The sequence below is a fragment of the Flavobacterium sp. LC2016-12 genome (assembly GCF_015351595.1).
Lineage (GTDB): Bacteria > Bacteroidota > Bacteroidia > Flavobacteriales > Flavobacteriaceae > Flavobacterium.
The window spans coordinates 117,394-140,801 of sequence record NZ_JADKPT010000005.1 but is presented as its reverse complement, the minus strand read 5'-3'; the positions used below and the strand labels follow the sequence as shown (position 1 = coordinate 140,801).

At 29.9% G+C, this 23,408-nt stretch carries 21 protein-coding genes; all 21 read left to right on the top strand.

Features of this window, described 5'->3' with window-relative positions; translation table 11 throughout:
- Nucleotides 1–3 precede the first annotated feature (3 nt).
- Genes IRZ99_RS10350 through IRZ99_RS10250 form a run of 21 tightly spaced genes read left to right on the top strand, consistent with a single transcriptional unit; the run spans nt 4 to nt 23,408 of the window.
- Nucleotides 4–786, top strand: a complete 783-nt coding sequence (locus tag IRZ99_RS10350) for a glycosyltransferase family 2 protein (RefSeq protein ID WP_194657211.1) — start codon at nt 4–6, stop codon at nt 784–786.
- Nucleotides 783–1,733, top strand: coding sequence for a glycosyltransferase family 2 protein (locus tag IRZ99_RS10345; protein ID WP_194657210.1), 951 nt, complete (start codon nt 783–785; stop codon nt 1,731–1,733). The genes IRZ99_RS10350 and IRZ99_RS10345 overlap by 4 nt, the downstream gene beginning before the upstream one ends.
- The gene (locus IRZ99_RS10340) at nt 1,733–2,809 is read left to right on the top strand and encodes a glycosyltransferase family 2 protein (RefSeq protein WP_194657209.1); all 1,077 of its coding nucleotides are present in this window, start codon (nt 1,733–1,735) and stop codon (nt 2,807–2,809) included. The genes IRZ99_RS10345 and IRZ99_RS10340 overlap by 1 nt, the downstream gene beginning before the upstream one ends.
- The gene (locus tag IRZ99_RS10335; RefSeq protein ID WP_228519069.1) at nt 2,806–3,951 is read left to right on the top strand and encodes a glycosyltransferase; all 1,146 of its coding nucleotides are present in this window, start codon (nt 2,806–2,808) and stop codon (nt 3,949–3,951) included. The genes IRZ99_RS10340 and IRZ99_RS10335 overlap by 4 nt, the downstream gene beginning before the upstream one ends.
- A complete protein-coding gene (locus IRZ99_RS10330) occupies nt 3,929–4,882 on the top strand; it encodes a glycosyltransferase family 10 domain-containing protein (RefSeq protein WP_228519068.1) in 954 nt (317 codons plus the stop codon). The genes IRZ99_RS10335 and IRZ99_RS10330 overlap by 23 nt, the downstream gene beginning before the upstream one ends.
- A gap of 33 nt (nt 4,883–4,915) precedes the next feature.
- Complete coding sequence (locus IRZ99_RS10325) at nt 4,916–6,082, top strand: acylneuraminate cytidylyltransferase (protein ID WP_194657208.1); 1,167 nt, start codon at nt 4,916–4,918, stop codon at nt 6,080–6,082.
- On the top strand, nt 6,069–6,944 hold the full coding sequence (locus tag IRZ99_RS10320; protein WP_194657207.1) for an N-acetylneuraminate synthase family protein: 876 nt from the start codon (nt 6,069–6,071) through the stop codon (nt 6,942–6,944). Before IRZ99_RS10325 ends, IRZ99_RS10320 begins: the two co-directional genes overlap by 14 nt.
- Nucleotides 6,945–6,948: 4 nt before the next feature.
- The gene (locus IRZ99_RS10315) at nt 6,949–7,782 is read left to right on the top strand and encodes a polysaccharide pyruvyl transferase family protein (protein ID WP_194657206.1); all 834 of its coding nucleotides are present in this window, start codon (nt 6,949–6,951) and stop codon (nt 7,780–7,782) included.
- Between the two features lie 28 nt (nt 7,783–7,810).
- On the top strand, nt 7,811–9,208 hold the full coding sequence (locus IRZ99_RS10310) for a UDP-glycosyltransferase (RefSeq protein ID WP_194657205.1): 1,398 nt from the start codon (nt 7,811–7,813) through the stop codon (nt 9,206–9,208).
- A gap of 2 nt (nt 9,209–9,210) precedes the next feature.
- Entirely contained in the window at nt 9,211–10,644 is a 1,434-nt protein-coding gene (locus IRZ99_RS10305; protein WP_194657204.1) for an MBOAT family protein, read from the top strand.
- On the top strand, nt 10,644–11,525 hold the full coding sequence (locus tag IRZ99_RS10300) for a hypothetical protein (RefSeq protein WP_194657203.1): 882 nt from the start codon (nt 10,644–10,646) through the stop codon (nt 11,523–11,525). Before IRZ99_RS10305 ends, IRZ99_RS10300 begins: the two co-directional genes overlap by 1 nt.
- 21 nt (nt 11,526–11,546) lie before the next feature.
- Entirely contained in the window at nt 11,547–12,857 is a 1,311-nt protein-coding gene (locus tag IRZ99_RS10295; protein ID WP_194657202.1) for an alpha-1,2-fucosyltransferase, read from the top strand.
- The gene (locus IRZ99_RS10290; protein ID WP_194657201.1) at nt 12,857–14,029 is read left to right on the top strand and encodes a glycosyltransferase family 4 protein; all 1,173 of its coding nucleotides are present in this window, start codon (nt 12,857–12,859) and stop codon (nt 14,027–14,029) included. Before IRZ99_RS10295 ends, IRZ99_RS10290 begins: the two co-directional genes overlap by 1 nt.
- On the top strand, nt 14,029–15,567 hold the full coding sequence (locus tag IRZ99_RS10285) for a glycosyltransferase family 2 protein (protein ID WP_194657200.1): 1,539 nt from the start codon (nt 14,029–14,031) through the stop codon (nt 15,565–15,567). The genes IRZ99_RS10290 and IRZ99_RS10285 overlap by 1 nt, the downstream gene beginning before the upstream one ends.
- Nucleotides 15,564–16,559 carry a glycosyltransferase family 2 protein gene (locus IRZ99_RS10280; RefSeq protein ID WP_194657199.1) on the top strand — a complete coding sequence of 332 codons (996 nt, stop codon included), beginning with the start codon at nt 15,564–15,566 and terminating at the stop codon, nt 16,557–16,559. Before IRZ99_RS10285 ends, IRZ99_RS10280 begins: the two co-directional genes overlap by 4 nt.
- A 3-nt stretch (nt 16,560–16,562) precedes the next feature.
- Nucleotides 16,563–17,549 carry a glycosyltransferase gene (locus tag IRZ99_RS10275; protein ID WP_194657198.1) on the top strand — a complete coding sequence of 329 codons (987 nt, stop codon included), beginning with the start codon at nt 16,563–16,565 and terminating at the stop codon, nt 17,547–17,549.
- Complete coding sequence (locus tag IRZ99_RS10270; RefSeq protein WP_194657197.1) at nt 17,550–18,668, top strand: glycosyltransferase; 1,119 nt, start codon at nt 17,550–17,552, stop codon at nt 18,666–18,668.
- On the top strand, nt 18,665–19,528 hold the full coding sequence (locus IRZ99_RS10265) for a hypothetical protein (protein ID WP_194657196.1): 864 nt from the start codon (nt 18,665–18,667) through the stop codon (nt 19,526–19,528). The genes IRZ99_RS10270 and IRZ99_RS10265 overlap by 4 nt, the downstream gene beginning before the upstream one ends.
- 5 nt (nt 19,529–19,533) lie before the next feature.
- The gene (locus IRZ99_RS10260; RefSeq protein ID WP_194657195.1) at nt 19,534–20,604 is read left to right on the top strand and encodes a glycosyltransferase; all 1,071 of its coding nucleotides are present in this window, start codon (nt 19,534–19,536) and stop codon (nt 20,602–20,604) included.
- Between the two features lie 3 nt (nt 20,605–20,607).
- Complete coding sequence (locus IRZ99_RS10255; protein ID WP_194657194.1) at nt 20,608–21,957, top strand: O-antigen ligase; 1,350 nt, start codon at nt 20,608–20,610, stop codon at nt 21,955–21,957.
- 59 nt (nt 21,958–22,016) lie between these two features.
- On the top strand, nt 22,017–23,408 hold the full coding sequence (locus tag IRZ99_RS10250) for an exopolysaccharide biosynthesis polyprenyl glycosylphosphotransferase (RefSeq protein WP_194657193.1): 1,392 nt from the start codon (nt 22,017–22,019) through the stop codon (nt 23,406–23,408).

Genomic DNA, 23,408 nt, shown 5'->3' with positions numbered 1-23,408 from the left:
AAAATGATTTCTATAATTATACGAAACAAAAATGAAGCAACAGCTTTAGAATCTATTTTGAATATTTTGCGAAAAATATACAATGATGATATCGATGAGATAATTGTAGTAGATAATAAGTCGACAGATGAGAGTATAATCGTAGCTGAAAAATTTAAATGCAAGATTATAACAATTGAAAATTTTACTTATGGAAAAGCAATTAACCTTGGAATTGAGAATGCCAAAAATGATTTAGTATTATTGTTAAGTTCGCATGCGGTACCAATTGGGAATTCGTTTTTTAAAAATTCAATAAAACCATTTATCTCTAATCCGGAGCTAGCAGGACTGCGTTATATTAATTCATATTCAAATTATTTACGAGCCGTTCAAAATGATTTTTTAGTAAATGATGGTTTAAAATTTGGTCTTATGGCTGGCTGCGCTATGGTTAACAAAAAAATTTGGAACAAATTTAAATTTGATGAAAAGCTTGTTTTTAGTGAAGATAAAGAATGGTCAGAACGAGTTATCAAAGAAGGTTATCAAATAATGGACTTTAATGAAACTTTCTTTTATCATATTAAACGAGATGAAGAAGGCTCTTTAAATAGGTGGAAAAATGAAACAATTGCACACTATCAACTGCATAAGTTAAAATATCCTTCAAAAATAAAACTAACTGCTTTATTTCTTTTTAAAATAGGCTTTAATTTACCAAAAGAATACCTTGGTAAATTAAAATATGAACTGAAGTTATTTTTAATTAAACTTAAACTGAAAAGTATAATATACAGAAAATGATTTCAATTATTATTCCCACATACAATAGAGCCCATTTATTGCCGGAGACTTTAGAATCTATTATAAATCAAACATATAAATTATGGGAATGTATTATTGTTGATGATGGCTCAACGGATAATACAAGTGAAATTCTGGAATTTTATGAAAAGAAAGATTCCCGAATTAAGTCTTATAAGCGGCCTGCTAATAAGCCCAAAGGAGCAAATGCCTGCAGGAATTATGGTTTTGAATTAAGTCAGGGAGAGTTGATACATTTTTTTGATAGTGACGATTTAATGCATCCTGAACATTTAGAAAAAAAACAACAAATATTTGAGAACAATAAAAACATAGATTTTTGTCTTTGTCAAACTCAGAATTTCGAAGGGCTATTTCTTGAAAAGAATCTAAAAGAAATAACTATAAATAAATTTACCGGAGATATTTATACAGACTATATCTTAGGAAGATGTTCTATATTAATGATAACCCCTACGTGGAGAAGAGAAGTTTTAATGAATTCTACATTATTTGATGAAAATTTGTTGCAATCTCAAGACATGGAGCTGTATTCTAGAATTCTTTTAAAATTTAAGAGTTTTGAAATTATAGAAGAAATTTTAATTTATGTTAGAAGAAATAATAACTCTATAACAACCTTAAATGGTAAACTAAATATTTTCATAGAATCTTATTTAGAAGTAAAAAGAAGAGTTTTATTGCAGGCTCCAAATAATGCAGAAATTAATTTAGCCCTTGTAAAAATGGTTTTGGGTGTTTTTCGCCACCAGTTAGCAAGCAAACAATATGAAGATTGTAATAAATGTTTAGCCTTTGTTAATACTTATAATTGTAATAAAACAATTAAATTTAAGTATGCTTTATTACGAATAAATTTCTTTTATCAGGTATTCAAAATTGCAGGAAGAGGTGATACCAAATTTAAATCATTACTAAAATTATAATGATAACAATAGTTTTAACGAATCGAAATCGAAATTTAAAAACGATAAAAAATTGTTTTGAATCTTTATACAGACAATCTAATCAAGAGTTTGAATTGTTTTTTGTTGATTATGGATCAAATGAAAATTATATATTCAATTTAAAACAACTGCTTCAGGAATATCCAAAAGTAAATGCTGTACTATGTCCGGTATCCGGTCAATTATGGAACAAATGCAGAGCTATAAATATTGCACTAAAAAAATGTAGGTCGCCTTACTTTTTTGTGGGTGATATTGATATGATTTTTCATCCTGACTTTGTAAAAGAACTCTATATAATAAAAAATGAAGAAAAGGTGACTTATTTTCAGGTCGGTTTTTTAAGCAAGCAAGAAGCTTCATTAAATAAAGATTTTAACAACGCCATTATTGCTTTTAAATCTAAAAAAGAAGCTACAGGAATGTCATTTTATCCTACGGAAATATTGAAAAAAATTAACGGATATAATGAATTTTATCATGGGTGGGGGGCAGAAGATACAGATGTACATATTCGTTTACGTAATCTGGGAATAACTGTCGACTTTTATGATAAATATATTTTTATAAAACATCAATGGCATCCTAAAACCTATAGAACCAGATTAAGCCAAGAACCGTTTCATTTTAATTTAGAAAAAATAAATCATTCTTATATAAAGCTTTCTGAAAATACTCAACAAACATTGACAAACCTAAAGAATCAATGGGGGGTTTTGCCTGACCCAAATGAGTATAACATATTATCTGGTACGCCCGATTTTACAATAGATTTATTGCCTGAAATTGCTGCCGTAAATGCGTGTCTGGCGCAATTGAAAAATTTTGAAAAGAAATTAATTTCGGTTGCAGTTAAGGATGTTGAAAATGCAAATAAAATTAAGCAGCTAACAAAAAAAGCATTGGGTAAAAAACACTTGCAATTTTTATCTATGAAAAATGTAAATGATTTGATCCTAAATGAAATAGTTGTTCATTATCGAAATTTGCCTTATCATTATTCTTTTAACGAAGCAGAGAAAACGATACGGCTTAAAATTTATTTTCCAGTATGAAAATCTTAATGGTTTCAATACCATCGCTCCACTTTTTTAGATGGACAAGCCAGCTTCAGGATTCTGGTCATGAAGTATATTGGTTTGATATCACCGGTATGAGTGGTAAAATTGAAAGGCTAAATTGGGTTACTCAAAAAACGGGCTGGAAATTGAAGTGGAATTACCCTGGTCGCATATTCATAAAGAGTAAATTTCCTGGTATCTATAAGAAGATCCAAATAAATATTGAAAGAGATACGGCTACAGTTTTTGAAAAATATTTAAATGAAATTCAACCTGATCTAGTTCATAGTTTCGCATTATATTTATCTTGCACTCCAATAATTTCGGTTATGGAGAAATACGCAAATCAAAAATGGATTTATTCTTCCTGGGGAAGCGATTTGTTTTATTTTCAAAATGAGCCAACTTATTTAAAAGATATAAAACGGGTGCTGCCAAGAATTAATTATTTGTTTACAGATTGTAAAAGAGACTACGAAATAGCAAAAAAATATGGTTTTACTGGGGAGTTTTTAGGTGTTTTCCCTGGAGGTGGAGGTTTTGATTTCGCTGAAATGGAATTATATAAGTTACCGAAAAGTGAAAGAAATGTTATTTTGATTAAAGGGTTTCAAGGACGATCAGGACGGGTAATACCTGTTCTAAAAGCAATAGAATCATTAAGCAATGAACTCTTGCAATATAAAATAATCGTTTTTGGAGCTGATGTTGAAACTTTTGATTATTTAAAAAAGTCAATTTTAAAAGAATGGATCAATTTTCAAGTTGAAGGAAAAATAAGTCATTCTGAAGTTATAAAATTAATGGGCAAATCACTGCTTTATATTGGTAATAGTAATTCTGATGGAATTCCAAATACTTTACTGGAAGCTATTTGTATGGGTGTCTATCCTATTCAGTCAAATCCAGGTGGTGCAACGGCAGAAGTTATTACTCATGGAATTAGCGGCTTGTTGATTGAGAATTGTGAAGATATATCAGAGATAAAAAATAATATTATTGATGGATTGAAAATTCTATCCGTAACAGAGTTAAGTGATCCCCAAAAAAAAATAATTGAAAGCTTGGATTTCAATTACATAAAAAGTATAATTTTAAAAAAATATAATTTTAATGAGCTTGATAAAACTATATAAAGCTTCTTCATTTAAATATACACCTTTTGATGATTTTGAAGAAGGAGATTTAGATTATTTAAATCAAAATAACATTGTTATAGTAGATAATGTAAAGGACTCAGATGTTATTATTTCACAAAATTTTAAATTTTTGAAAAAATATTTTTGGAGGACATTTTTTGGGAAAAAATTCTTGATTTGGACAGTTGAGCCAAGATTTGATACACATTTTGAATCGAGTAAAAAGTACTTGTTTGGCTTATTTAGTTGCCATTTTATGAATATTTATACCAGAGATATTTTTGTAACAAACATTTCCATACACAGGAAAAAAATGAATCAGACCCTTGGTTTGTTGCCAAAAGATTTTTTGCTTGATTCAAAAAAGATTGTTGCTTTAATGTCGTATTATAAAGGTATTAAATCGCCTCCTTTAATGCATAATGGAGAAAACATCGACCTTATAAATTTGAGATCAAAAATTGCTTTAGAGGGAAATAAAATAAATCTTATTGATATTTATGGTAAAGGTTGGCCAAAGGGGGTTTCAATAGAAGATTCCAGAGATGGTAATTGGGGACCAAGTAAAACAAATGTATTGGATAAATATAATTTCAATTTATGTTTTGAAAACACAGCGACTTATAATTATATGACTGAAAAAATTTGGGATAGCATTCAAAATTATTGTCTACCCATTTATTATGGTAAAAATACAAATGCATACGAGATTTTTCCAACAGATAGTTTTATTGATTATTCGAACTTTAAGTGCCCTAATGAACTTTTTGAATTTATAAATAAAATGACTACGGAAGAATTTATAATTAGAATGAATAGATGTTTAGAAGTTTATAATTCTATAAGTGAACAAGGCATTCTCTTGGCAAATTCAGAAAGGAAAAAAACATTAGATAAGATTGTTAATAAGCTTAAGTCTATAATTTAATTATTTTCTGTTTATACAGTAAAAAAGTCAAAAATGAAAAAAACAGCCATTATTCCACTGCGTAAAAATTCAAAAGGAATTCCTGGAAAAAATAAAAAGAAAATGTTAGGTCGCCCACTTTTTTCATGGGCACTGACTGCAGCTATTTTTTCAGAATTAGATGAAATATACATTTTTACAGACGATGAAGAAATAATTAATTATGTAAAAAAAGAATATTTCTGGTCTCCAAAAGTAAAAGCGCTTTTACGAAATGATGACAACGCGTCTGATACAGCTTCTACGGAAAGTGTTTTGTTGGAATTTGCAGAAAGTGTTCAATATGATTTTGATATTTTATGTTTATTGCAGGCAACTTCCCCAATGACAGCAGTAGAAGATATTAATGCTGCGTTAAATGAAATTATTGTAAATAAAAAAACTGCTGCATTGACTGTTGTCAATACGCATCGTTTTACTTGGAATTCTGACGGAACTCCACAAAACTATGACGTTTTTAAAAGACCGAGACGTCAGGATTTTGAAGGTTTATTGATCGAAAATGGTGCTGTTTATACAACAACAAAAGAAGCTTTTTTATCTTCTCAAAATAGAGTTAGCGGTTCAATTGGTTTAGTAAAGATGCCTGAAGAATCACTTGTAGAAATCGATAGCTTATCTGATTGGGAGATTGTCGAAAGTCTGCTTGCGGATCGCCAGAAAAAGAAGAAAGTGCATCAACGAATTGAATATTTAGTATTAGATGTTGATGGTGTTTTTACTGATGGATGTGTTTATTACGATGACAAAGGAGAAATGGCTAAAAAATTTGATATGCGTGATGGAATGGGGTTAGAAATAATCAGACAAAATCAGGTTGAGGTTATAGTAATGACTTCAGAAAATTCTGAGTTAGTTGGGCAGCGGATGAAGAAATTGCAAATAAAACATACTTTTTTGGGTGTTAAGGATAAGTTTTCGTTTTTAACTCAATTTCTTTTAGATAGAAATAGTAGTTTTGGTGCCGTTGCTTATGTGGGTGATGATGTAAATGATTTAGCAAATATTTGTAGTGTTGGATGGTCGTTTACACCTTCCGATGCAACAGAAATAGTAAAAGCAAATGCAGATTATGTATTGACAAATGCTTCGGGAGATGGTGCAATTAGAGAAACTTGTGAAATTTTATTGAAATATAATAAACGTTATGAAGGATTATAAAAAACCTTATGTGATTGCTGAAATTGGTTGTAATCATAAAGGGGAAATGGCCATTGCCAAAGAATTAATTAAAATTGCTAAAATCTTTGGAAATGCAGATGCAGTTAAATTTCAAAAACGTAACAATAAAGAACTTCTAACAGAAGAGCAATATTATGCTCCACATCCAAACGCTTCAAATTCATATGGAAACACTTATGGTGAGCATAGAGAATACCTGGAGTTTGATGTGAAGCAACATAGCGAACTTAAGGCATATTGCGATGAAATCGGAATTGTGTATTCAACGTCAGTTTGGGATACAACTTCTGCAAAAGAGATCGCATCATTAAATCCGGAATTTATTAAGATTCCTTCAGCCTGTAACAACAATTTTGAAATGTTAGGTTGGTTATGCGATAATTATCATGGTGAAATTCATATTTCTACCGGGATGACCACTAAAAATGAAACGGAGATTTTAGTAGCTTATTTTACTGAAAAAGGAAGAAATCATGATCTTGTTTTATACAACTGTACATCTGGATATCCAGTTCCGTTTGAGGATGTTTGCTTATTAGATATTAATTTGTTGAAACAAAAATTTGGAGATAAAGTAAAACATATTGGTTTCTCAGGTCATCATTTAGGAATTGCGGTTGATATTGCAGCATATACATTAGGTGCCAATATTATAGAAAGGCATTATACAATAGACAGAACCTGGAAAGGTACAGATCATGCGGCTTCATTAGAGCCAATGGGTTTACGAAAATTAACCCGTGACCTGCAGGCTGTTTACCAGGCATTAACTTTTAAAAGTGCTGATATATTGCCAATTGAACAAATTCAACGAGATAAATTAAAAAATAAAAAAGTCTAACCTAATGTTTTTTTCAAAAACAATCAGGCTTTTTTGGTGGAATGAAAAAGTAATTCAGGGTAAGTCCAAAGAAAATTACGGCGACATTTTAGGGAAATATCTTGTTGAAAAAATTTCAGGAAAAAAAGTTGTTTTTGCCTGGCCAAAAAAGTTTTCTGTTCTCGATTGGTTCGCACCAATTTATGTTACTATTGGGAGTATTTTGGCCAACGTAAATCACAAGTGCATTGTTTGGGGAAGCGGAATTATAGATCAAAAAACAAAAATTAAAAATGCTGTTTTTTTGGCAGTTCGGGGTCCACAGACACGTCAGTATTTGTTGAATTTTGGTTATGATGTTCCCGAGATTTATGGAGATCCGGCATTATTGCTGCCTAGATATTTTAATCCAAAAATTGAAAAAAAATATAAATTTGGTTTTGTACCGCATTATAGCGATTACAAACTGGTACAGCATTGGTTTAAAGATAATCAGGAGGTATTGTTGATTGATATGATGACAAATGATATCGAATCTAAAACTATAGAGTTTTTACAATGCGAAAAAATAATTTCTTCCTCTTTACACGGAATAATTATTGGTCACGCATATGGAATTCCGTCTGTTTGGCAAAAGTTTTCAGATAAGGTTTTTGGAGATGATATAAAATATCAAGACTATTTTGAATCGGTTCAATTACCATTTTATAGTCCTGAAATTATAATTTCTCCGTTCACAGATGCTGAGATGATAAACTTGTTTGCAGATTTACCAAGTTTACCTATAAAAGAAAATTTAGAAAAATTATGTGATGGATTAATGGAAGTATGTCCTTTTAAACAAGGAACTTTTAAATAAATCATCATAGATTTGAATATACAATAGAATGAAAAAAAAAATATTTATTTTTCTACCAGATGGTGTTGGACTTCGAAATTTTGCTTTTACAAATTTTAAGGAAATTGGAGAACAAAAAGGATATGAAATAACCTATTGGAATAACACAGTTTTTTCTTTAAAAGATTATTTAGGATATAATGAGGTTGAAATAGAGAATCATACCACACATCCTTTAACGCCTCTTTATTCGAGAATTAGAAAACATATAGAATTAAATGTTTCTCAAAAAAAGTTTAACGACAAGGTATATCAAACGTATAAATTTCCTTTTAGTTATAGTGGCATTAAAAACACTTTAAAGACACTATATATAAAATTATTGATTGGTTTTAATTCCTCGGAGGATGGAATTATAAGGGTCAGAAAACGTATCAATGCCCTGGAACGTTCGACATCAAAATATCAATATTGCAAAGCACAATTGCAAGAACATAAACCTGATTTGGTTTTTTGTACTACCCAAAGAGCCACACAATCTATTAGTGCATTATTGGCAGCTCAGGATCTCGATATCCCGGTCGTTGCTTTTGTATATTCGTGGGATAATGTGCCTAAAGCAATGCAGGTAGTCGAAGCTGACTTTTATTTTGTTTGGAGTGATTTAATGAAGCAGGAAATTTTAAAATATTATCCTTTTGTAAAAGAATCCCAGGTTTTTGTTACGGGTACGCCTCAATTCGAACCGCATTACAATTTTAATTTGTTTAAAAGTAGGGAAGCTTTTTTTGAAGAAAATAATCTTGATCTTTCGAAAAGATATATTTGCTTTTCTGGTGATGACGAAACAACTTCACCTTTAGATCAATACTATCTTGAGGATTTGGCAAAAGCGGTAAGAAGTTTAAATGCTAAAGGCGAAAATATAGGTGTTATTTATCGTAAATGTCCTGTTGATACAACATCTCGTTACGAAGATATTCTTAGCGCTTACAGAGAAGAAATAATGGTCATAGATCCGTTATGGAAAACAGTTGGAAAAAACTGGAATGAAATTTTACCAACAAAAGAAGATTTGGGATTATTGCATAATATTTGTGCACATTCAGAATTTGTAACAAATGTTTGTTCTTCTACTGTATTTGATTTTGTTGCTCATGATAAACCCTGCATATATTTTAATTATGAACAGCCTCAATTAAAAAAAGGTATCAGAGATATAGGTCAAAATTATAAATATGTTCATTTCAGAAGTATGCCTAGTCAGGAATCTGTTGTTTTCTGTACTAATAAGTTAGATTTGGAGAATCAGGTAAAACAAATTTTAGATAAGAAATTATCTAATGTTCCAGATGGTAAAAAATGGTATGCGATTGTCGCAGGAGAAAATCCAACTTTTGCATCTGAGAATATTTGGGCAGCTATAAATACGATTATAATAAAATAAATATGTTTTTTAACTCTTTAGCATTTGCTATTTTTTTGCCAATAGTCTTTTTCTTGTATTGGTTTGTTTTTAATAAAACGAAAAGCTCACAAAATACCTTATTAATTGTTGCTAGTTATTATTTCTATTCTTGTTGGGATTGGAGATTCCTGTTTTTATTAGTTTTTTCTACATTCCTCGATTATTATACTGGTATACAAATCGAAAAAGGAAAATCAGAAAAAAGCCGAAAATTTTGGTTTTGGTTAAGTATAATAGTCAATTTAGGTTTCTTAGGGGTTTTTAAATATTATAATTTCTTTGCATCTTCTTTTGCAGAATTGCTAAATTCGGTTGGTGTTCAGGCAAGTCCAATTTTACTTAACGTTATTCTTCCTGTCGGAATTTCATTTTATACCTTCCACGGTTTATCTTATGTCATCGATATTTATTACAAGAGAATAAAAGCAGAATATAATTTTATAGATTATTCATTATTTGTAAGTTACTTTCCTCTTTTGGTTGCAGGACCAATAGAAAGAGCAACACATTTATTGCCACAGGTAAAAATAAAACGAGAATTTGATTTTCAAACAGCTAAAGAGGGAGTTTGTCAAATCATTTGGGGATTGGTTAAAAAAGTTGTCATTGCTGATAGTTGCGCGGTATATGCTAATGCCGTTTTTGATCATTACACTTCTTTAAATTCACTATCATTGATATTGGGGGCAATTTATTTTGCTTTTCAGATTTATGGTGATTTTTCTGGATATTCAGATATTGCATTAGGAGTTTCAAAATTGTTTGGTTTAGATTTATTACGAAACTTCAACTATCCCTATTTTTCACGTGACATAGCCGAGTTTTGGCGTCGTTGGCACATTTCTCTTTCGTCCTGGTTTCGTGATTATTTATATATTCCGTTAGGTGGAAGCAAAGGTGGGATCTGGATGAAAATTAGAAATACATTTATAATTTTTGTAGTGTCTGGATTTTGGCATGGAGCCAATTGGACCTATATTGCTTGGGGATTTATAAATGCAATTTATTTTCTACCCCTACTATTGTTGAATAGTAATAGGAATAACATTGATGAAATTAAATTAAATTGGAATTTTGATTCCATAAAGGTAATTGCAAATATTTTGTCAACTTTTATAATTACTTGCATTGCCTGGGTGTTTTTTAGAGCCAAAACCATTACAGATGCTTTTTTGTATCTGAAGCAAATAATAACTAAAAAAGATTTTGGTTTTCAATATCTTGAACCTGATCGTTACAATTATGAGCTAATTCTTTTGATAGGAGTATTTGTTTTGATTGAATGGAATAATCGCCATAAAGCAGAACCTCTTTCTGGAAAAAGAAATCTTCTCAAATTAGCCTTGGCAATAGGATCAATTATGGTTTTCGGGACCTTTTCAGATTACAAAGAATTTATATATTTTCAATTTTAATGAAACGTTTTTTAATTTACACAGGTAAAATATTTCTTATTACAATTGTGCTTGCAATTGTATTAGATGGAATTTACACAGCAATTTTTATGCGATCTCGGGATCGCGGAAAAATTGAAACCGTTTTTAATTCGAGTACTGAAAACTATGATGTGGTTATCTTAGGTTCATCGAGAGCCAATAATCATTTTATACCGCAAATGTTTCAGGATAAAGGGCTGAAAACTTTTAATTACGGAATAAGTGCTGCACATTTATTTGAAGCTTCTTTGATGTTAAAACTAATGGTAGAAAGAAAATGGAAAATTAAAAATGTTATTGTTGAAGCAGATCTTAATCTTGCAGTTGGTCATAGATCGGAACCAATTTCATCAAAATTTTTGCCTTACATTCACAATTCGGATGTAATAAGAGATCATTTTAAAGAGGAGAAAAACTTTAATGAAATGTATTATCTGCCATTTTACAGATATATAAAATACGATTCTAAAATAGGTTTTAGAGAAGTGTTTTTTACCCTCATTCATAAAAAAACTAACGCCTTAGAAAATCTTGGCTTTTATCCCTTACCGAAGCATAAGAATGGCAATATGAGAAATAATATTGTAAACTTAAATCCATTGCCTCATAATAAATCTTATGAAGAAATTAAAAATATATGTAAAGCTAATAACATTAATTTGATCACTGTAATGACTCCTATGTGTGAAAATGTTAAGGGAATGAATTATTTTGATAAAGTAAAAAAAGCATATCCAGAAATTCATAATTATGAAAATGTAGTAACTGAGGATAAATATTTTTCTTCTTGCGGTCATATGAATGATGTGGGAGCCAAAATATTTACAGCCAGAATTATAAAAGATTTTTTTAATAAATAATCCAATAAAAAGATTTTTAAGATGATAACATACTCTAAAATAGGAAGGAAAGGAAATTTAGGGAATCAACTCTTTCAAATTGCTTCAACTATTGGAGTAAGTATGTCAAATAATCAGCATTATTCTTTTTTAGATTGGAAATATCAGGAATATTTTAAAAATAAATTACCCCTGTTAACTTCAGATTTTTCAAATTTTATTAAAGTTGAAGAAAAGGAATATAATTTTCATGAATGGGATTTAGCGACTGGTGACTATGATCTTTCGGGCTGGCTACAAACTGAAAAATATTTTGATAAAGCCTTGATCAAATATTATTTTGAATTTTCAGATTTCTTAATTAATAGTATTAAAAGCAGGTATGCTGATGCTTTTGCGAAACGTACCATTTTGCTTTCAATAAGAAGGGGAGATTTTGTAAATCATCCGGATTATTTTCAATTGCCAATTAACTATTATTTAAATAGTCTGGAACAATTTTTTCCAGATTGGGAATCTTGTAATTTGATTGTTTTAAGCGATGATATTAAGTATTGCAAATTTCATTTCTCTTTTTTGCAAAATGTTTTTTTCGGAGAAGAATTAAATGGCATTGAGCAACTTTGTCTGGGTTCATTATGTGACGATTTTATAATTAGCAATTCTACTTTTTCGTGGTGGACAGCTTGGCTAGGCGAAAAAAAAGGGTCAAAAATAATAAGACCTTTAAAGAACTTTGATGGCTTAAAAAGTCAGGAACTTGACGATAAAGATTATTATCCCGAAAGATGGATAAAATATAATCATCTAGACGAGAAAATTAAACTTGAAGATGTAGTTTTTGATATAAAAACAAATAAAAATACTAAAGAAATTGCATCATATATATCGAGCTATTTTGATGTAGAAATTAATCTAAATCATAGAGAAATTGAGTCTTCAAAAAATACTTATGTTTTAAAGAAAGATTGTTTTTTACCTCCTTTAGTAATTTATTCATCTTATTTAAAATTGAAAGACCCTGCAACCACTTCAGTTATCAATAATTTAGTTAGATATTTTAAAGTATCTAAGCCATTAAACTATGAAGATTTTCTTTTGCAAAAAGATTTCGGTTTGTTTTCATCTGTTTTCTTATTTTCGAAAAGGAGAGAGAACTCAAAAGCTCAAAATCATCATGCTTATTTGAAAAGAAATAACAATGAAGTTTTTGAGTCAAGAGAATCTGTACTATATTGTTCAGCAGGAAAATTTTACACTATTGGTGCGTATGGTTATAGTTTTAAAAAGTTAATGAGACGAAAAGAAATAGAATTAAAAAAAAGCATAAAAAAAATACTATCAATAAAATAATGACAGAAAACTTACATGTCGCATACATAGTGTCTCATTATCCTCATAAAGCCTTTGGGCATGATGGCGGACTGGGAACAAGCGTTTACAATTTAGTAGAAAAACTTAAAATATGCGATGTTAAGGTATCAGTTTTTGTATACGGACAAAAAGATGAATTTATTCTCCAGGAAGAAGATGTTACGATTTATAGTTTAAATGATAGTAAAGCGAAATTTCTTAGATTTTATTTTAATAGAAAAAAAATTGAAAATTTTGTAAATAAAGTAATAGCTGAAAAAAAAATAAATATTCTTGAAGCACCTGATTGGACAGGAATTACTGCATTTATGAATTTTAAAATTCCTTTAGTCATTCGTTTTCATGGAAGTGATGCCTATTTTTGTCATTTAGAAAAAAGAAAGCAAAAACGTAAAAATTTTTGGTTTGAAAAATTAGCAATAAACCATGCTGATGCTTTTATTTCTCCAACAACTTTTGCTGGTGATGTTTCCAGAGAATTATTCAAAATAAAAGGTAAAGAAATAAAAATAATTCATCACGGTTTAGAACTAAAAAACTTTACAAATAGTTCACCATTGATGTATGATAAAGGAATGATATTGTACGTGGGAGCCTTGATACGAAAAAAAGGTGTTTTAGAATTACCAGATATTTTTAATAAAATACGGAAAGAATTTTCTGAAGCAAAGTTAGTTTTGATTGGGAACGATTCTTTTGATATCAAAACAAATTCCATTTCGACCTGGCAATTGATGAAAAAGCGATTTACAAGTGAAGATTTAAAAAATGTCATTTACTTAGGTAAAATACCTTACAATGAGGTACAGCAACATATCAAAAAAGCTAATGTTTGTGTATTCCCAACTTATGCAGAAACTTTAGGGATGGTGACAATAGAATGTATGGCCATGCAAAAGGCAGTTGTTAATAGTAACATCGGTTGGGCACAAGAACTAATTATTGACGAAGAAAGCGGTTTCCTTGTTCATCCTGAAAATCATGGTTTATATGCTGAAAAAGTTATCCAGTTATTGCAAAACGATTTGCTTCAAATGCAAATTGGCAAACAGGCCAGAACTAGAGTTGAGAATAAATTTGATATTAATAAGTTAGTATTTGAAAATATCGAATTTTATAAAAAAATAATCAATCAAAATATAAAACGATAATGATAATTATTTATCATCAAAATAATAAAGTTGTTGAGGTTGAAGTTGACGGGAAAGATATCATTTTTTCTAAAAAAAACATTGTTAAAACCATGTTTGAAATAGCAATTTCTTTTCCTGAGAAATTACTTATATGGTGCCAATTAGACCTCAAGGAAAATCTTAACCTGTCAAAAATTCCTGAGATTTTTCATCATCATAAAATAATGGCTTCTTTCAATGTATTTGAAAATGCATTTTTATCTGAAGCGATTGGCTATGTTGAGGGAACTCCGTTTATAAATGTTAACAAGAAAGTAAGCTATCCAACCTGGCAAATGAGTACTTCTATTGGAGGAATCCATACATCAGTTTTATTAGTTTTGAAGGATAAAGCTAGAATCTCAGATGATTTTGGATATTTTTTGAATTCTCTAGCTAAAGTAGCAATGCCTGCTGGTCTTCTTTGTTATTCTGAACCAGATCTATTAATTAATTCATCTGATAAAATAAGGAAACAGAAGAATAGTTTATTTAATTTATTCCGATTTGTAAAGCAACATTTTAAATCCCGTTGGACATTTTTGTTGTTTTTTAATTTGTTTTTGCACGAAAGAAAATTGGCTCTTTTTCCATTTATTTCCAGTTTTTTTTATTGTAAAAGGAAAGTGAAAGAAGATGTGTTAGATGGAATTGAAGTGCAATCAACAAAGAAAGTGCTGGAAAAAGGAACTGTAGATGTTATAATTCCAACGATAGGAAGAAAAGAATATTTGCATGACGTACTAAAAGATCTATCTAAGCAGAGTCATTTGCCCAAAAAAGTCATTATTGTCGAACAAAATCCAAGCCTGGAAAGTACTTCTGAACTTGATTACATTACAAATCAAAGCTGGCCATTCATAATAAAGCATACTTTTACGCACCAGGCGGGAGCTTGTAATGCCAGAAATTTAGCTTTGGCTGAAGTTGATAGTGAATGGGTTTTTTTAAACGACGATGATAATAGGTTTGAGGCAGATTTAATTGCTAAAACCCTTAATAACTGTCTGAAATTTGGAAGCAAGGTTGCTAGTAATGCCTATTTAAAAGTACATGAAATAAAAAAAACTAATATTGTTTGTCAGGCTCCTTTTTTTGGTTCAGGAAACAGTTTTATAGCCAGTGTTTTACTTGAAAAAGTTTCTTTTAGAATGGGATTTGAATTTGGTTATGGAGAGGATAGTGATTTTGGAATGCAATTAAGAAATTCAGGAGCTGATGTTTTGTATTTTCCTAATCCAGAAATTACACATTTAAGTGCGCCAATAGGAGGTTTTAGAACAAAACCAGTTTTAGCCTGGAAAAATGATAGTATTCAGCCTAAGCCTTCTCCAACGGTTATGTTATACAATCAATTACATTTGACAAAGGAACAAATTAGAGGGTATAAAACGATATTATTTTTTAAATTTTATAAAGTCCAGACTATTAAAAGTCCAATAAAATATTTGCAAAATTTTAAAAGACAATGGGAACAAAGTTTATATTGGGCAAACGAATTAAAGGATAAAAAATGAAATTTTCATTAATAGTTTGTACTTACATGCGGCCTGATTCATTGGCTTTGCTTCTATTTTCAATTCAGAATCAAGATTTATATCCTGATGAAATTTTAATTATCGATAGTTCCTCAAATAATGCATCAGAGGCTTTTGTAAACGCAAATTCATTTAAAAATTTAAAATATTTTTTAGTTTCAGATGAAAATCGAGGGCTTACAAAGCAACGTAATTTTGGAATTTCAAAAGTTAATATTTCTTCAGAGATTGTTTGTTTTATTGATGACGATACGATTCTGGAGCCAGATTATTTTGCTGAAATTATAAAAACTTTTCAGAGCAATCAGGATATTTCTGGTGTTGGAGGAGTTGCTATAAATGAATATGCATGGAAACTTCAAAAAACGGATGTATCATATGATAAAAAAAGATATTATTTGTTTGAGGAGTATTTTTATCCGGAAGGTTTGCGAAATGTTGTTCGCAACTATTTGGGTCTTGCTTCTCATTTAAGCCCAGGAAGAATGCCAAATTATTCGCATGGCAGAACGTGTGGTTTTCCAATGTCCGGAAAGACTTATGAGGTAGATTTATTAATCGGAATGTCAATGGCTTTTAGAAAAAGTATCTTTGAAAAAATTAAATTTTCAAGATTTTTTGAAGGCTATGGCTTATATGAAGATGCTGATTTTAGTATAAGAGCACTGAGTTATGGAAAAAATGTAATAAATACTAAGGTGCAATTGTCACATTTCCATGCTGAATCGGGACGTCCAAATAAATACAAATATGGAAAGATGGTCGTAAGAAATGGTTGGTATGTATGGAGGGTTAAAAACCCTGTGCCAAATTTTAAAGACCGCTTCAAATGGAATGCTATTACCATATTATTGATAATAATTCGATATTCAAATATACTAACTGAAAACAATAAAAAAGAAGCTTTCACAGAAGCTATAGGAAGAACTATTGGTTGGTGGAGTCTGTTTTTTAGCAAGCCAAAAAAATAAAAAATGAAATCAAAAGTATACGTTTTTGGATTATGTGATGTTTTTTATGATAGCTACTATATAAAAGGACTTTACGAATTATTTGGAACAATCGAATATAACATTTCAAAGTTTTCAGGATTAAATCAGGGAACATTCGCATTTATTATTGAAGATGGTAACAACGCTCCAAAGAAAATAATTATAGATTCTAAAGATTCAGACAGAGTTGATGAATTTGCTTTAAATTGGTGTTCTGTATATGGGAAAGTAAATTATAATCCTGCTAATTTAAAATTTGAGAATGTTAATAAAATTAGACCTATTGGTCCTAGTTTCGGAATTCGAATTTGGAATTTTTTTGAGATGTTTTATTATCTGGTTTTGAATTTTTTCAGATTCAAAAAATCAATTTCAAATAAGCGGGAATTTATAGCAAACTATTGGAGGCAGTACAAGAGATTTAGTTTGAAAAAATATGAAAACAAAATAGCATCATCAAAGAATGAAGTTTTTTTTATGAATAGTCTTTGGAAACAGGAACCTGAAACTAATAAAAATCGAGCAATGTTTATTAAGGTCTGTAAAGACAGTACAAAAGTCCATTTTGAAGGAGGATTCGCGGCACGAAAGAATGGAAATAATTTTGGATATGAGAACTTCGTGTATTCTAAACGTATTTCATTGGGACTGTATTTGAAAAAAAATAAGCAATCTGCGTTTGTATTTAATACGCCAGCAGTGCTTTCTTGTCATGGATGGAAATTAGCTGAATTTTTAGCTTTAGGAAAAGCAATTATTAGTACACCACATTATAATAGAATGCCAGCAGATTTAATTAATGGAAAGCATGTGATTTATGTTTCAGATCCAGATCAACTTAAAGAAGCAATTGAAAAACTGGTGTCGGATATTGATTATAAAAAAAGTCTAGAAAAGCAAAGTAGAGAATACTTTGATCATTACCTTGCTCCAAAAAAAGTCATTTCCAGATTACTAGAAAACGTCTAAATGAAATTTACCATAATTACAAATCTTATTCATTTAAGTGACAATCAGCAATACTTTGGTTATGCTCCATATATTCGTGAAATGAATATATGGATTAAATATGTTGATGACGTCATTATTGTTGCACCAATAAAATACAAGAAACCATCCGATATAGACATTGCTTACAAACATAATAAAATAGATTTTAGGCTAGTTGCTGATTTTAATTTCATTGGATTTAAAAATAAACTTCGAACTATCGTTGAACTTCCCTCTATTTTGTGGAGAATTTTTTGGGCTATGAAAAATGCCGACCATATTCATTTACGTTGTCCGGGAAATATAGGATTACTGGGTTGTTTTGTACAGATTATGTTTCCTAATAAAAAGAAAACTGCCAAATACGCCGGGAATTGGGATTTTAATAGTAAACAACCTTGGACTTATAATTTGCAAAAACGAATCTTAAACAACACATTCCTTACCAGAAATATGACAGTTTTAGTTTATGGTGAATGGGCGAATCAAAGCAAAAATATAAAATCTTTTTTTACAGCGACTTATTCAGAAAATGAAAAAGAGATTGTCCAAAAAAAAGATTTAGAGTCAGTCATAGAATTCATTTTTGTGGGAAGTTTAGTACCAGGTAAAAACCCATTATATGCTGTAGAATTAGTTGAGAAGTTAGTGGAAAAAGAAAATAATGTAATTTTAAATTTATATGGTGAAGGAATAGAAAGAACTAGTTTAGAAAATTATATAAAGAAAAATAAATTAGAAAAGAATATTTTTTTGCACGGTAATAAAAATCAGGAAACAATTAAAAAAGCTTATAAAAAAAGTCACTTTGTAATTTTACCTTCTAAAAGTGAAGGTTGGCCAAAAGCAATCGCTGAAGGAATGTTTTGGGGATGTGTCCCTGTTGCTACGAAAGTGTCGTGTATTCCTTTTATGTTGGATCAAGCAAATAGGGGTGTTCTGTTAGAAATGGATTTAAAAAAAGATATAGAGCAAATAGAACAAATAATAAAGAACCAAAATAGTTTTTTTATTAAAAGTAAATTGGCTAGCGAATGGTCAGGAGAATATACTATTGATGTTTTTGAATCAGAAGTAGAAAAAATATTAAAATTATGAATCATACTGTAAAAACAAGAATATTTAAGGCACTTTCGTTACTTCCTGATCGATTAGGATATTCTTTGTATCATATATTGCAAGATATTGGCAGTAAAACTACACTGGAGGATAAAATTAATTCGACAAAAAGAACTTATGATACTATAAAAAGAATATTACTTGAAAATAATTTAACTACTGAAGGTTTAAATATTGCTGAAATCGGTTCTGGTTGGGTTCCCGTTTTTCCTTATCAATTAATACTTTTTGGAAAAGCTAAAAGTGTTGATACTTATGATATAAATGAACATTACAATATAAAAGAGATTAAGAAATTAAATGAGTACTATAATAGCCAATTTAATTTTGAAATTGAAAATAGAGATAAATATCCTTTACATAATGCAGTTAAATATTTTCCTAAAACTAATATTTGCAATGGAGATCTTAAAAATGTAGATTTAGTATTGTCAAGGTTTGTATTAGAACATATTTCGCCTGAAAACTTATCGGAGATTCATGATTTTCTTTTTTCAGATTTAAAATCGGGAAGTTATGTTTTGCATTTAATTTCCCCAAGTGATCATAGAGCTTACAGTGACTCTTCTTTATCATTACAAGATTTTTTGAAGTATAGTGAAGAAGAATGGAATCAAATCCAAACTAAATTTGATTATCATAACAGATTAAGATTTCCACAATACTTAGAACTTTTTAAAAAAGATTTTGAAATAATTTTTTTTGAGCATGATCAAATAAATTATAAGTCAGAAAGTTTTAAAAAATTTAAAAAATTAAAAATCCATAATGATTTTGCAAAATTTACAGAGCAGGAATTAATGGCGGGAAGTGTAAATGTTTTATTTAAGAAGAAATAAATCGTATGAGAATTGTTCAAATCATAGATTCTTTAAATGCTGGAGGTGCTGAGCGAATGGCAGTGAATTATGCAAATTCTTTAGCTCACAGTATCGAATTCTCAGGATTAATTTCTACGCGTGATGAAGGGGTATTAAGAAATCAAATAAAATCGCAAGTATCTTATCTCTTTTTGAGGAAGAAAAAACGTATTGATTTCTTGGCAATTATTAGATTGAGAAAGTATCTAAGGGAAAACAAAGTCGACATAATTCATGCACATAGTTCCTCTTTTTTTATAGCCGTTTTAACAAAATTTACCATACCTAAAATAAAAATTATTTGGCATGACCATTATGGTGCCCGAATAAAGGAAACTAAAAAAGAGAATAGGGTTTTGATTTTTTTATCAATGTTCTTTTATTCTATTTTTGTAGTTAATCTTGAACTAAAGGAATGGAGTAAAAAAAACATGAACTGCTCAAGGATATTTTTTATTGCTAACTTCACAAGATTTGACAGTACAATTAAGCAGGAAACTCATTTAAAAGGGAAAGACGGTAAAAGAATAGTGGTCTTGGCAAATTTAAAAAAACCTAAAAACCATATTTTAATTTTAAAAGCCTTTTTTGAATTAGAATTAAATAAGATGGGTTGGAGTTTGCATTTAGTTGGTAGAGACTATAATGATGCTTATTCTGATAATTTGAAAACTTTTATTAAATCTAATTTATTGAAAGATCACATTTATTTATATGGAGAGAAAAGTGATGTTAGTTATATATTGTCCCAAGCTTCGATAGGTGTATTGGCATCAACTCAGGAAGGTTTTCCAGTTACATTACTAGAATATGGTTTGGCAAAATTGCCGGTAATTTCGACAAATGCGGGTTATTGTTCTACATTAATAAAAGATAAATTTAATGGTTTGTTATTTAATCCTTTATCTGAATTAGAAATAAACCTACAATTGTCGAAATTGATAGAAGATGAGTTTTTAAGGAGTAATTTAGGAGGCAATTTGAAACAGTCTGTGGATGAAAATTATTCAGAACAACGAGTAATTGAGCAATTAATTGTTGCCTATAATAAATAGTAAATGAAAAAAACTTCATTATCATATCCTTTAATTCTTTCACTGCATGGGTTAATAGCATTATTAGTGTTTATTATTCCTTTTGCATCTAAAATTATTGCGCTTTTAATTCCACTAATAGGTTTTTATTTTGTTTATAAAAATAAAAACAAGAATAACGAAGTTCTTTTGGTTTCGGCTTATTTGATAGGAATAGAGGTTTTTCTCAGGATGACAGGTGGGAATTTTAATAATGAATATGTAAAATTTATCATTGTTTTTTTTATGTTATACGGCATGATATTAAGCAATTTTTCTATAAGTGCATTTGTTTATTGGTTCTTTCTTATTCTATTAGTACCTGGTGTTCTAATAGCTTTTACTTCTTCTAATTTTGACACAGATGTAAAGAAAATATTAGTTTTTAACTTATCTGGCCCCATTTGCTTAGCAATAAGTGCTATTTATACCTTTAAAAGAAGAATTTTATTCGTTGATTTACAGAGAATTATTGTGACAATGGGATTGCCTATTATGACAACAACAATTTATTTATTCTTATATAATCCAAGTGTAAAAGACGTAGTTACTGGTACACAATCAAATTTTGAAACATCAGGAGGATTTGGCCCCAATCAAGTTTCAACTATTTTGGGGTTAGGCATGTTTATTTTCTTTACTCAATTAGTTTTATTTTCTAAATCAAAGAAAGAGATTTTACTTAATGGGTTTTTATTCTTGTTTGTTAGTTATCGCGCGGTTGTTACTTTTTCAAGGGGTGGTGTCATAACTGCTGTGATTATGATTATTTTTTTATTGTTTTTATTGTATTATTTTTCTAATGCAAAGGGCCGGAGTAAATTTACTTTGGTGTTTCTGTTAACAGGTTTAATGACTGTGGGGATTTGGTATTATAGTTCTTTGCAGACCGGAGGTTTAATTGATAAACGATATGCAAATGAAGATGCAATAGGAAGGACTAAAAAAGACAAGATTGGAGGTAGAGAAGTAATTATGGATACAGAAATAAAGTTTTTTTTAGATAACCCTGTTTTGGGTATTGGTGCCGGTATGGGAAAGGAAATGAGAAAGGAATCGTTTGGTTTAGAGGCCGCTTCTCACAATGAAATTACACGTATGCTAGCCGAACATGGTTTATTTGGTATTTTGGGGTTATTAATACTACTAATAACTCCATTTGTACTCTATATTGACAACCGGCAGCATCTTTACTTCTTATCCTTCTATATTTTTTGGCTATTAACAATAAATCATGCTGCTATGCGAACAGCTGCACCAGCTTTTATATATGCTTTAACACTTCTTTCGGTTCAGGTTAAACTCCCTGAAAAAGCAGAAAATTCGGTCGATTAAATTCTATTTTTTATAATACATTTGTCTCTGACTAAAGAGACCAAAAGAAAATAGATTACATGAAATCAAATAAAAAAATGCATTTTGAAATATCAGAAAGGAAAGTGCTTCTCAGGCTTTTTGATGTTGCTTTTATTCTGTCAGCCCTATTTTTGCTGAATTTTTTATTTGAGGTTCAGTATTTTAATTTGGATCCGAGGCATTATTTTAGACCAGTGATGTTAATTGTATACCTGACTATTTTTGGGTCAATTTTCGAAATGTACAATCTTCAGGTTGCAAGTAATCAGTTTCAGATTCTTCGAAGCGTTATCCTTACGGTTACAACAGCCACTTTAGTTTATTTATTTACACCTATATTATCCCCGGAACTTCCAAAAAAGCGCTTGGTTATTCTGGCTTTTTATCTCACTATTCTTGGAACATTGTTAGCTTGGCGATATTTCTATGTATATTTTCTGGCATCACATCGTTTTTCACAAAATGTAATTTTAATTTGTGATCAGAATCAGGTTAAGGAATTGGTTCTTGGACTTGAAAATGTAGATCCTCATTATAAAATTTTAGGATTTGTTAATTCAGATTTAGTTTCGCAAGAAGACTCGGATTTTTATTATGTAAAAGAAATTAAAAAGAGCGATTTAGAAGTATTTGTTGCCAATAATAATATTTCTGAAATTGTAATTGCATCTCAAAAAACAGATGGTATTACCGCTGATTTGTATCAACAGCTACTTCATTTATTAGAATCGGGAAATATTATTCGCGAGTATACACAAGTATATGAAAGTAAAACACAGCGAATCCCGGTACATTATATTTCAAAAGATTTTTATCGTTTTTTCCCTTTTAGCAGGAGCAATAATAATAAATTGTATCTGTCTTTAATTCGTTTGCTAGAATTTTTACTTTCATTTATCGGTTTAGTGATTTGTATTGTTTTTATTCCTCTAATTTTCATCGGAAATCTTTTCGCTAATAAAGGGAGTTTATTTTATACGCAGGAACGGGTAGGGAAGCACGGAGTTGTTTTTGAGATTTATAAATTTAGAACAATGACTAAAAATAATGACGCCAATGGTGCATTTGCTTCTTCAGACGATAAAAGGATAACTCCGTTTGGTAAATTTATGCGCAAGTCAAGAATAGATGAATTACCTCAGTTTTTCAATATTTTAAAAGGAGATATGGCCGTAATAGGACCAAGGCCGGAACGTCCGTACTTTGTGAACGAAATTGCTAAGGTTATGCCCTTTTACGAGACGCGACACGTTATCAAGCCGGGGCTTACGGGTTGGGCGCAGGTGAATTATTCTTATGGAGAATCAATTGAGGAAAGTTTAATAAAGTTGCAATATGACTTATATTATATTAAACATCGAAGCATTTTTCTCGACTTGAGCATCACTTTTAAAACCATTACTACCGTTTTGTTTTATCGAGGACAATAA